Raw genomic sequence first — 11188 nt, 5'->3', positions numbered from 1 at the left:
GGTGGGCGACCTAACCTAGATGCCATGGCCAGATCGCATCTAACTCTAGCCGCGTTGGCAACCTCAGCTGTCGCGGACCTGCAGATCGTCGGCGCAGGCCCGTTCGGGCACGGATCGACTGGCGATTTCGACTCGGCGCTGTTGCGCACGAGCGATGACCGCGAATTGGTCATCCGGGTTCCCGCGAATGAGCGAGCGGCGAGCGAGCAGTCCGTCGAACTCATTGCGCTGCAGGCGATGACCGCGGGCATCCGCAGTCGGCTTCCCTTCGATGTCCCTGCCGTCGTCGGGCAGGTGTCGACGCAAGGCACCCGTGCCGTCGTGTACGACTACCTTCCCGGTTACACCGTCGAAGCCGCCGGAATTCCCGCAGGCGACGGCGTCGCCAGCTCGATCGGTGCGGCGATCGCCGCCATTCACGCCCTCCCCGGCTCGTTCGTCGCGGAGGTCGGGCTCCCCCATCTCACCGCCGCCGAGTGTCGCAACGAGGCGCGAAGCGTCATCGAACGCGCCGCGTCTACCCGATTGCTCCCCACCGCCGTACGCAAACGATGGACGGATGCCGCCGCTGACGACAGCCTCTGGCAGTTCCAGCCCGCGGTGATCCACGGGTCCCTGGGCGCGGAGTCGTTCGTGATCACCGATCATGATGTCGGACCGATCGTCACGGCCGTTCTCGGCTGGAACGCGCTCCGCGTCGGCGACCCGGCCAGGGATCTGCACTGGCTGAGCGGCGCGGGCGAGGCGGCGGAAAGTGTGCTGACCGCCTACCGCTCCGCATCGTCTCGAAACCCGGATCGTCTGCTCGTTCAACGCTCCATGCTGCACGCCGAGCTCGAGTTGGCCCGCTGGCTGCTCCACGGAGTCGACGCGAGAGACAAGAGCATCGTCGATGACGCCGTCAGCCTCCTCGACGGCCTCGTAGACCACGTCCTCGGCGACCTCATGCATCCGCTGTCGCCACAGACCGGACCGATCATGGCCGTGTCGGATGTCGAGGACATGCTCACCCGCACGCCGCAGGCTTCTGGCACGCCCGGTTCGTCAGGGATCGGCATGGAGACCGACAGTTACGACCGCTCAGAGCTCGAGGCCGTCTTCGGTCAGGACGCCGAACGGATCGGTACCGAGAAGACGTCGGTTCCCGCCGGCCAGGCGCGAACCGCGGATGAGAACGCCGCGGAACCCGACGATGCTCCTCTGGTCTTCTCCGACGCTTTCGACCCGGATGCTGTCGAGACCGGTCCGATCGAGATCGTCTCCTCGTCGGACGACCGCTCATCGGACGACAGCGGCGAACGGCGCACAGACGACCACCGCGGCGATGCCGGCTACACGGCCGAGTTGGACTTCTCCGCGCTCGAAGCGGCGGAGTCCGGCGAGATCACTCCCCTGGTCCAGCGGCGACCGAGGTCTTCGGCGGAGTAGAGCCACTCCGGCCGGATCACGAGGTCATCGGTCACGTAATAGAACACGGCGTCGATGATCTCGGGTGAGACCCTCTTCCACTGCGCGAAAGCGAGACGGTAGAGCGCGAGCTGGTACTGCCGTTCGTCGAGCTCAGCGGCTGTCTTCGGGGCTTTGCCCGTCTTCCAGTCCACGATCTGGAACCGTCCGTCCCGCTCGTACACGGCATCGAGTTTGCAGATGATGATCTGTTCCCCGAGAACGAAGTTGATCTCCCTCTCCACCTCGACCGGGCGGAGATCCGCCCACTCGGACGCCTCGAAGGTGCGCTGCAGGACTCTGAGTTCGTCGATCTCCCTCTGCTCGAGTGGCAGCAGGGTTCCGGGCGCCTGGTCGATGTCCTGCTCGAGCAGGGTGGAATCCAGCGATTCCTGGCCGCCGGCGACCCCGGCCCGCTGCTCGACCCAGCTGTGGAACAGCGTGCCGAGCCTGGTCTGCCGGTACGGGCGTTCAGGGAGCGGACGCCGCATGCGTGTGGCGAGGGCAGCGGCATCCGTCACGAAGTCCTTGAACCGGGAAGCGGGGACTCGATCGGGCAGGTCGACGTACTCGTCGGACTGCTGGCGGGCTTCCCGCTCGGCGAGGAGGAGGGCGATGTCGTTCGACCAGATGGTGCGGAGATCGGGATCGGCTGATCGCACCGCTGTTGCGGCGGCGTGCACGGCTCCCGTTCTGGCGCCGAGCGGGTCGAGCGGCCACACGACGGCGTTCTGTTCGTCAGCGAGCGGATTCTCCTCGAATTCTGATTCGTCGGGAAGTCCGTCGCAGCTCGATGGGACGGCAGCGACGATTTCACGGAGGAACCGGCCCGGCCCGCGGGGCCTCGCCTGGGTGGACCAGAACGATCCGCTGGCGAGGAGGGCGTCCCTGGCCCTGGTCACGGCGACGTACGCAAGACGACGCTGCTCGCCCGCGTTCCGCGCCTCGAGTCCCTCGCCGAACGCCCCGTATGCCGCGTCGAAATCGGCCTGAGTGCCGGCTCCCCGCCAGTCCAGAGCGGGCAATTCGCCGCGGTCGCCGCGGAACTCGTACGGCAGTTCACCGAAGGCCGTCCAGCCCCGCTTGCTGCGGAGCGTGCCGGGCAATTCGTCCTGGACCATTCTCGGAACGACGACGCTGTCCCATTCGAGTCCCTTGGACCCATGGATGGTGAGGATCTGGACGGTCCCCGGCTCCGGATCCTCGCCCCTCGGACTGAGGTTCTCTCGTCGCTCGGCCTCCGCCAGCCAGGACAGGAAAGGGCCGAGAGTTCCCCCGTCATCGATGGCGAGGTACGACGAGATCTGCTCCGAGAATGCGTCGAGGCTGGCCTGGCCGAGCGGGTTCTGCTCGTTGGCCGCTACCTCGATGTCGAGCTGGAGTTCTTGCACCACGAGGTTGACGAGGTCGTAGAGGTCGAGACCCGAGCGGCGACGGAGGGCATTGAGCTGGCGGGCCACGAGCCGCATCCGGCGGATGCCCTCTGCGCTGAATTCGCGCAGCGCACTGTGATTCGCGGGGGCAGTCTGGAGGAAGTCGATGGCGTCGACGATGGATTTGCCGTCGTCGTTCGCCGCGGATGCCGCGATCCGCTCGCGGATGTCTTCCGCGATCGGCTGCTGGGCCAGATCACGGTCTGCGAGCCACCTGGCGAGCCCGCTCAGCGCCTTGATGTCTTTCGGCCCGATCCGCCAGCGTGCGCCGGTGAGGAGCCGGACCAGCTCCGAACCTGCGGTCGGGTCGTGCAGGACGCGGAGGGCGCAGACGAGGTCGACGACGACCGGCTGCTCGAGCAGACCGGCGACACCGAGGATGTGGAACGGCACGTTGTTGCGACGCAGTGCCTCAGTGAAGACGTCGACCTTCTTCAGCGAACGGCAGAGCATGGCCGCGGTGCGCTGCCCTCCCCTGCCCGACGGCCGGCCAAGTTCCGCGGCGAGCCAGCGGGCCACGGCATCCGCTTCGTCGACCACCGTCTCGGCGAAGACGACGGTGATGTCGCCGGCACCCGCGTGCGGTGGGCTGGACAGCTGCCGCACCGGGACCCGCGGTGTGGGAGGAAGAGGTGCGACGATCGCGTTCGCAGCGTCGAGCACGCGACCCGAGTTGCGCCAACTCGTCGAGAGCGCGAATGCCGCTGCCGTTCCCGTCGTCGCGAAGTCGTCGGAGAACCGTGCGAGGTTGGCCGCACTCGCTCCCCGCCAGCCGTAGATCGACTGGTTCGGGTCGCCGACCGCCATGACCGGATGTCCGGAGAACAACCGGGCCAGGAGATCGGTCTGGACCACGGACGTGTCCTGGTATTCGTCGAGGATGACGACGCGGAACCGGGCCCGGTACTCATCGACCACTCGCGGCACGCGCCGGCAGATCTCGAGGGCGAGCGCGACCTGGTCGCTGAACTCCACGAAGCCGAGCCGTTGCTTCTCGGCGGCAAACCGTTCGGCGAGGTCGACGATCAGCGCAAGCGAATCCACGTCGGCGACCGCGGCCGACACGGAGGCGAAAGGAGTGACCTTGCGCGATGAGCCGTCGTGCAGGGGCAGGGTTTCGAGCTCGTGGAACGCTTCGGCGAATGAGCGGATCTCATCGGTCCGGCCTGCCACGTCGTTATCGCTGAGCGCATGGCTGAGTGAAACCACGGCTGCAGTGACCTGGTCGACGCTCTTGTCGAGCCCCACGAGGCGCTCGTCGCCGCTGTCGACGACGATGCGCCTGGCCAGTCGCCACGCGGACGCCTCGGTGATGACCGTCGCATCGGGTTCCCTGCCGATCAGGCGGGCGTACTCGCGGAACAGCCCGCTGGCGAAGGAGTTGTACGTGGCGATGGTCGGGGCCTCGAGAACGTCGACCTCGGATTCCGGGTTCTCGGCGCGTTGGAGGTCCTGGAGCTGGCCGATGCGTACCCGCACCCGTTCGGCCAGTTCACCGGCGGCCTTGCGGGTGAACGTGAGTCCGAGGATCTCTGGCACCCGGACCTTGTGGTTGGCGAGGAGCCAGACGATGCGGTTCGCCATCGTCTCGGTCTTGCCGCTGCCTGCACCTGCCACGACCAGGGCCGGTTCCAGGTCGGCTTCGATCACGGCGACCTGTTCGGCTGTCGGCTCGGGGAGCCCGAGTCTGGCCGCGATCTCCCGCGCCGAGATTCGCGGTGCACCGGTCTGCGGGGTCATGCGCTCACCGCCGCGACGAGGTGGATGCGATACATGGAGCCTGCTTTCGGGTCGCGCTCGTCGAGGTTCGGGTTGCCGGTGAATTCCGCCGCTGCCATGCCGTGCCCGGCAGTCACCACCCGTCCGGTGAACGCAGCGCGCTCCTCGGCACTCATCGGCTGTTGCGTGAGCACGCGGTAGTTCTTGCCGGCTGGCCCGCCTGAGACGTAGAGCAGCGTGGCACCGCCGGACGTGTCCTCAGGGCTCGTCCCGTCGATGGCTCCTGCGGCCAGCGCGAGCTGGTAGCCGCCGAGCTGCGGGTTCTCGGCGACCTTCGATTTCGTCGGCGCGGTCTTGCCCGTCTTCAGATCGACGATGACCACCTCACCACCTGGAAGCCTTTCCACGCGGTCGATGGTGCCGGAGAGTTTCACCTGGCCGAGAGTCACCGAGAAGGTCCCCTCCGCGCTGATCGTCTCGCTGCCCGCACGGCGGAAGTCGCGCAGGTATTCGGACAGGCCCTCGACGAGGCGGTGGGTGAGCCTGCGCTGCCGCTCGGCGAGCCATGGGGCCTCGAAGTACAGCTCGGACCAGTGCTCGTCGATGTGCTGCCAGAGTCGTTCGACGCTGATGTCGTCGTCCGTGAGCTCGGCCGCCGGGATCCTTCCCGCCTGTTCCATGGCGGCGTGGACGACGGTTCCGATTCCCGCGGCGAGCCCGGAAGGGGCGGCCGCCATCGTATCGATGAACCACGCCAGACCCGACTTCTCGAAGGTCTCGAGCTTGGACGGCGACACGGAGACGAGGGCATCCTCCTGGCTGAGATCCACGAGAGGTGCCGTCGTCGTCGAATCGAGGAGCCCGTACCAGTCATCAGGGTGAGCACCGGGGACGTCTTCGGCCGCCAGCCTCGCGAGCGCGGTCGCCGCGTGGGGATCTCCGGTCGTGACCAGCCGACGGCGCAATGCTCCGACCATCCCGCGTAAAGACAACGGATGCTGTGCTTCGCTGCCGGACAGGGGCTCCACCGCGCGGATGGCCGGGAAACGCAGGAACGCAGACGGCTGCTCGTCGTCATTCACCGTCGCGGTGAGCACGACCTGGAGCCGGGCGCGGGAGACGGCCAGCGCGAACATCCGCAATTCATCCGAGAGGACCTCAGCGCGGGCGTCCAGGTCGGCGATGGGGAGGCCAGCAGCCAACTGACTGAGCTGGTGCGGATACAACAGTGACCCGCGCAGTTGCGGGTTTGGCCAGGCGCCGTCCTGAAGACCAGCGACGACGACGACGTCGAATTCGCTGCCGACGACGGCGCTCGGGGTGCCGATGAACACGGCCGCCGCCGCAGACTGGGGCGTCAGGGAGTCTTCGGGAACCTCCGAAGCGAGAACCTCGTCGATGAAACGGCCTGCTGGTTCCTCTGGGTGTCGTTCGACGAAGCGCTTCGCCGCTGTGAAGAGCGCCATCACGCTGTCGAGGTGCCGGTTTGCTTCGTCTGCGGCCAGTCCTGAGCCGAGCGCCTGCGCGGACCACGCCCCCGCCAGGCCGCTCTTCTCCCAGAACAGCCAGAGAAGTTCCTCGATGCTCGCGCCGGAGTCTGCTGCCGAGCGTGCGTCGGCGAGCGTCTGCGCGAACCGACCGGCTGCGCGTGCTGCTGCAGAGTCGATGGTGGCGAATCGCCCTGGCTGCTCGACCGCGTCGAGGAGGAGGTCATCACCCGAGCGGTTGCCGTCTCCGGCGAGTTCTTCATGGCGGAGGGCACGTCTCACCCGCCGCAGCGAGATTCCGTCGAGCCCGCAGAGCGGACCGCTCAGCATCGAGGTGACGAGCTCTGCTGTCGGTTCGAGCCTGCCGATCGCGAACGCCACGGCTGTGATGAGCTGCGCGGAGGCGTACTCGGCGCGGATCGTCCGGCCGCCCGAAGGGGTGGACGTCGGGACCTCGACGAGGGCCAGAGCCCTGGCCAGCACAGGGATCGTGGCGCCCGACCGCACGATGACGGCGAGACGGGACCAGGGGATGCCGCCGAACAGGTGGTGTTCGCGGAGCACGCGTGCGATGCGCTGGTGCTCGGCAGCGGTCGATGCCGCCTCGATCCGGACGACCGGCTGGGGCACGTCGATCGGGAACTCTGGCGCGGGAGCGCCCTCGGCCGCACGATGTGCCACGGCGCCTGCCGCGCCCACCCTCGTGGTGATCTCGCGCACGAGGGTGCGGATGCCGTCGCCGTGGCGGTACGCCGTGTCGAGCGTCAGCCGTTCGATGGGGCGCCCCAGTGCTGCGCCGAGACCGGCCAGCGCCGCCGGGTCCGACCCGCGGAACGTGCTCGATGTGACATCCGGGTCGCCGAACGCCACGACCGCGACTCCGCGCCCGGCGAGCGCTCGCAACAGGGCGATCGCCGACGGTCCCTGTTCCTGGAAGTCGTCGACGACGACGAGCCGGAGCCCCTCCAGACCGAACCCCCTGTTCAGTTCGGTGGTGGCCTGCGCGACGAGTTCTGCGGAGTCGAGGTGGTCGGCGCCGAAGCTGTCGACGACCTGCTCATACTCTGAGATGAATCGGGCTGCGGCGATCCACTCGGGACGCCCGTGGTCGCGGCCGAGCCTGGCCAGCGACTCGGGTCGGAGGCCCGCTTCGACGGTGCGCATCATCAGTTCGCGGAGCTCGGTCCGGAACCCCTTCAGCCGGCGCACCTCGGGGACGAGCGGCTCCGGCCACTCCGGCCCTGTGCCGTCGGCCTCGTGCCAGGCGAGCAGCTCGGAGATCACCGTGTCCTGTTCGGCGCCGGTGAGCAGACGTGGTGCGTCACGTCCCTCGAGAGACGCGCGGGCACCGACGATCTGGAAGGCCACCGAGCTGAGTGTGCGGGCCAGCGGCCCCGTCGTCGGCACTGCCACGCGGAGGGCGAGCCGGTCGCGCAGAGCGGCAGCGGCACGCCGGTTCGGTGCGAGCACGAGAACCTCGTGCGGTTCGTAGTCGCGGAACACGATGCGATCGGCGACGAGTTCGACGACGGTCGACGTCTTGCCGGTGCCTGGGGCTCCGGCAATGGAGGCGCTGACGCCGTCCGCGAGGTCGATGACCGCCTGCTGGGAGGGATCCGGGACGACCAGCGGGGAAGCTGCCGTCGCGCGGCGCTGAGCGTTGAATCCCCGGATGGTCACGACAGCAAAGTTATCGCGGGCCACCGACACGACGTGTCTCGCACGCCGGGGACGGCGGTGTTCGCTCTCGGCGAGTCCCGCCGGTCGAGGAGGGCAGGGCAACTGCCGTAATGTGGGCGGTAACGCATGGAAAGGTGCTTTACGTGGAGATCCGTATCGGTATTACCAACAGCGGGCGCGAGCTCAGCTTCGAGTCGGCACAGACCGCCACCGAGATCGAAAAGACGATCTCAGACGCGCTCGGTTCTGACAAGAGCTACTTCACCCTCACCGATGACAAGGGTCGCCTGTACATCGTCCCCACCGCAGGTCTCGCCTATGTCGAGGTCGGCAGCGAAGAGACCCGCCGCATCGGTTTCGTCGGCTAGGACCTGTCCGTGGAACTGCTCTTCATCATCCTGTTCGGCATCGCGGCCGGGATCGGCGTTCACTACGCACTGCCGTGGCGGGGCACCCACGGGATCGCCCTGACGCCTGCCATCGGCGGAATCGTCGCGGCGATCGTCTGGGTCGGTCTCACCTGGCTCGGCTGGGCATGGGATGGCGGCTGGATCTGGGCGGTCACCCTCGTCGTTGCGACGATCGTCGCCGCGGTCGTCGACCTGTTCCTCGGTCGCGCGCGCAAGGTCGCAGACCAGAACCGGCTCGTCGCGCTCGGCGGCTGAACGCCTGAACCTCTGGTCAGCCGTCACGCTGACCGCCTATCGTTGTGGAAACCCACGCGGAGGTAGCCATGACCAGGTTCGTCGTCGACGCCGGTGCACTCATCCACCTGGTGACCGCTGAGCTGGACGTGTCGCCGTCTCACGACTTGCTCGCCCCGACGCTGATCCGCTCCCAGACGCTTTCGGCGCTGCATGAGGCCGTCGCCCGCGGCGAACTCGAGGACGATCTCGCCCGCGACCGGCTCGCCCGGATCGGACGTATGCCGATCCGGCTCCTCGGCGACGCCGTCCTCCGCCGCCAGGCGTGGAAGGTGGCCGACCGCCTGGGCTCGGCGTCGACCTACGCCGCCGAGTACGTCGCCCTCACCCAGTTGCAGGCCGATGCCCTGGTGACGCTCGATGCCGACCTGGCGCGGAACGTCGAGGGAATCGTCAGGACCGAGTCGATAGACGCTCTCGTCAGGCCGTGAGCCCGAGGGCATCCATCCGGCGGGTGTGGGTGGCGATCAGCTCGGTGAACACCGGTTCGATCCGCTCCTCGTCGCTCTTGCTGTGCCCCTCGAGGTTCAGCGCCGAGTGCGCCAGGAGCAGCGTGTCGCCGACGAGGCGCCGACCGCACATGGCGAAGAAGTGGGCCCTCTTCGCGTCGACGGCGATGGCATCCATCAGCAGGCCGACGATCCCGGCAGATCCTGAATCGGCGCCGAGCAGGCTGGCGTAGCGGGCGCCGATGTCCGGGGGCAGGCCGTCCGACAGCCGGATGAAGAAGTCGTCCAGGAAACCCTGCGTGATGTAGAGGCTGAGCAGGCTCTCGTTGACGGATGCTCCGCGGGTCAGCGCGAGGAACCGGTCGACCCTGTCGACGAAAGGAGCCATGACCTCCGTGGGGTCTTCACCGCGACGGCGGATCTCCGCGACGAGGCCCTGGTGCTTGGCCAGCGCGAAGCCGGCAGCGGCCGAGAGGGTCTGCGTGGCGTCGAGATTGCTCGAGGTGGCGCTGATGTTCGATATCGACTGGAAGAAGCCGAGCTGGAGGTACGCGACCTGTCCGAGGTAACTCGACGTGTCTGGCGCGAGCTCTGCGAAATCGACCTTGGTGGCCTCGATCGTGCTCGCCCGGGAGCGCAGGCGCGGGACCGATGCTCGGGACCGGGACGCGCTAAACCATGAAACCACGGCTCCAGTGTAGATGCTCCGGTAGGCTGGGCTCTGTTCCCGGCACTGGATCGGGATACTACGCCTCGGTGAATATGCAGGGCGTAGACCGCTTATATGCATTGACAGGCAACCAACACGTGACTTTTACCGATCTCGGCGTCGACCAGGACATGGCAGACGCCCTCGCAGCCAAGGGCATCCTCGAACCCTTCCCCATTCAGGAACAGACCATCCCCCTCGCGCTTGACGGCCAGGACATCATTGGCCAGGCCAAGACAGGAACAGGCAAGACCTTCGGTTTCGGACTCCCCCTCCTCCAGCGCATCGGCAAGGACCCGGCGCCCGGCGTCGTCGCCCTCATCGTCGTCCCGACCCGTGAACTCTGCGTCCAGGTCACCGAAGACATCGAGCTCGCCGCCGGCAACCGCCCCACGAAGATCGTCTCGATCTACGGCGGCAAGGCCTATGAGGGCCAGATCGAGCAGCTGAAGGCCGGTGCGCAGGTCGTCGTCGGCACCCCCGGCCGCCTCATCGACCTCAACAACCAGCGCCTGCTCGACCTGTCGAACGTGCGCGAGATGGTGCTCGACGAGGCAGACAAGATGCTCGACCTCGGCTTCCTGGCCGACATCGAGAAGCTGTTCTCGAAGACCCCCCAGGATCGGCACACCATGCTGTTCTCGGCGACCATGCCCGGCCCGATCGTCGCGCTCGCGCGTCGTTTCATGTCGAAGCCGATCCACATCCGTGCGTCTGACCCTGACGAGGGCCTCACCCAGGCGAACATCAAGCACCTCGTCTACCGTGCGCACAACATGGACAAGGACGAGGTCATCGCCCGCATCCTGCAGTCCAACGGCCGCGGCAAGACCGTCATCTTCACCCGCACCAAGCGGGCGGCAGCGAAGCTCGTCGAGGAACTGAACGACCGCGGCTTCAACGCCGCCGCCGTTCACGGTGACCTCGGCCAGGAGCAGCGCGAGCGCGCCATGGCCGCGTTCAAGGCAGGCAAGAAGGACGTCCTCATCGCCACGGATGTCGCGGCACGCGGAATCGACGTCAACGACGTCACCCACGTGATCAACCACACGATCCCCGAGGACGAGAAAACCTACCTCCACCGCGTCGGCCGAACCGGCCGCGCAGGCAAGACCGGCATCGCCGTGACCTTCGTCGACTGGGACGACCTGCACAAGTGGGCGCTCATCAACAAGGCGCTCGACTTCGGTCAGCCCGAGCCGACCGAGACCTACTCCTCGAGCCCTCACCTGTTCACCGACCTCGACATCCCTGAGGGCACCAAGGGCAGGCTCAAGCCGTCCGCCGCCTCAGGTGCTCCGACCGAGAAACGCACGGGGCCGCCCCGTGACAGCTCGCGGCCGCCGCGCGACGGCGCACGCGACTCCGGTCGCGGTCGCACCCGCACACGGACGGCACCGGCAACGGATGCTTCGCAGGAGGACGCCACGGTAGTCGCCGCCGGAACGCACGACGGACAGGGCCCTGAGCACCACGACGGCAACAGCGCACCGCGCCGTCGCAGCCGCACGCGTCGCCGCACCAACCGCCCGGAGTAATCCTCCCCGAGCACCGAACGAGG

At 67.7% G+C, this 11188-nt stretch carries 8 protein-coding genes; 5 read left to right on the top strand and 3 right to left on the bottom strand.

All coding sequences use genetic code 11. The features are described from left to right. The first annotated feature begins 54 nt into the window (after positions 1 to 54). On the top strand, positions 55 to 1428 hold the full coding sequence (locus AC1M2K_RS11155; RefSeq protein ID WP_480241033.1) for a phosphotransferase: 1374 nt from the start codon (positions 55 to 57) through the stop codon (positions 1426 to 1428). Here AC1M2K_RS11155 and AC1M2K_RS11150 read toward each other — a convergent pair. Both AC1M2K_RS11150 and AC1M2K_RS11145 read right to left on the bottom strand, forming a co-directional pair. Next, positions 1332 to 4619 (bottom strand): ATP-dependent DNA helicase, encoded by a 3288-nt coding sequence (locus AC1M2K_RS11150; RefSeq protein WP_480241032.1) that lies wholly within the window; start codon positions 4617 to 4619, stop codon positions 1332 to 1334. The genes AC1M2K_RS11155 and AC1M2K_RS11150 overlap by 97 nt on opposite strands. After that, positions 4616 to 7765: a PD-(D/E)XK nuclease family protein gene (locus AC1M2K_RS11145; RefSeq protein WP_480241031.1), complete on the bottom strand. Its 3150-nt coding sequence runs from the start codon at positions 7763 to 7765 to the stop codon at positions 4616 to 4618. The genes AC1M2K_RS11150 and AC1M2K_RS11145 overlap by 4 nt, the downstream gene beginning before the upstream one ends. A gap of 143 nt (positions 7766 to 7908) precedes the next feature. Here AC1M2K_RS11145 and AC1M2K_RS11140 point away from each other — a divergent pair, with 143 nt between their 5' ends. The 3 genes from AC1M2K_RS11140 (at position 7909) to AC1M2K_RS11130 (ending at position 8900) form a co-directional block, all read left to right on the top strand. Then, positions 7909 to 8133 (top strand): DUF3107 domain-containing protein, encoded by a 225-nt coding sequence (locus AC1M2K_RS11140; RefSeq protein ID WP_480237041.1) that lies wholly within the window; start codon positions 7909 to 7911, stop codon positions 8131 to 8133. A 9-nt stretch (positions 8134 to 8142) separates the two neighbouring features. Continuing rightward, positions 8143 to 8430 carry a hypothetical protein gene (locus tag AC1M2K_RS11135; protein WP_480237042.1) on the top strand — a complete coding sequence of 96 codons (288 nt, stop codon included), beginning with the start codon at positions 8143 to 8145 and terminating at the stop codon, positions 8428 to 8430. A gap of 68 nt (positions 8431 to 8498) precedes the next feature. Beyond that, entirely contained in the window at positions 8499 to 8900 is a 402-nt protein-coding gene (locus AC1M2K_RS11130) for a type II toxin-antitoxin system VapC family toxin (protein ID WP_480241030.1), read from the top strand. Here AC1M2K_RS11130 and AC1M2K_RS11125 read toward each other — a convergent pair. Continuing rightward, entirely contained in the window at positions 8890 to 9606 is a 717-nt protein-coding gene (locus tag AC1M2K_RS11125) for a ferritin-like fold-containing protein (protein WP_480237044.1), read from the bottom strand. The two genes, AC1M2K_RS11130 and AC1M2K_RS11125, sit on opposite strands and share 11 nt — an antisense overlap. A 119-nt stretch (positions 9607 to 9725) precedes the next feature. Here AC1M2K_RS11125 and AC1M2K_RS11120 point away from each other — a divergent pair, with 119 nt between their 5' ends. Further along, positions 9726 to 11165: a DEAD/DEAH box helicase gene (locus tag AC1M2K_RS11120; protein WP_480241029.1), complete on the top strand. Its 1440-nt coding sequence runs from the start codon at positions 9726 to 9728 to the stop codon at positions 11163 to 11165. Positions 11166 to 11188 lie beyond the last annotated feature (23 nt).

This window comes from Mycetocola sp. Y171 (genome assembly GCF_056713165.1).
This window is presented reverse-complemented; position numbering and strand designations above follow the sequence as displayed.

Excerpts from the sequence above, each read along its gene's own strand:
- AC1M2K_RS11130 (WP_480241030.1), top strand. The coding sequence starts at position 8,499 with ATGACCAGGTTCGTCGTCGACGCCGGTGCACTCATCCACCTGGTGACC.
- AC1M2K_RS11150 (WP_480241032.1), bottom strand. The coding sequence starts at position 4,619 with ATGACCCCGCAGACCGGTGCACCGCGAATCTCGGCGCGGGAGATCGCG.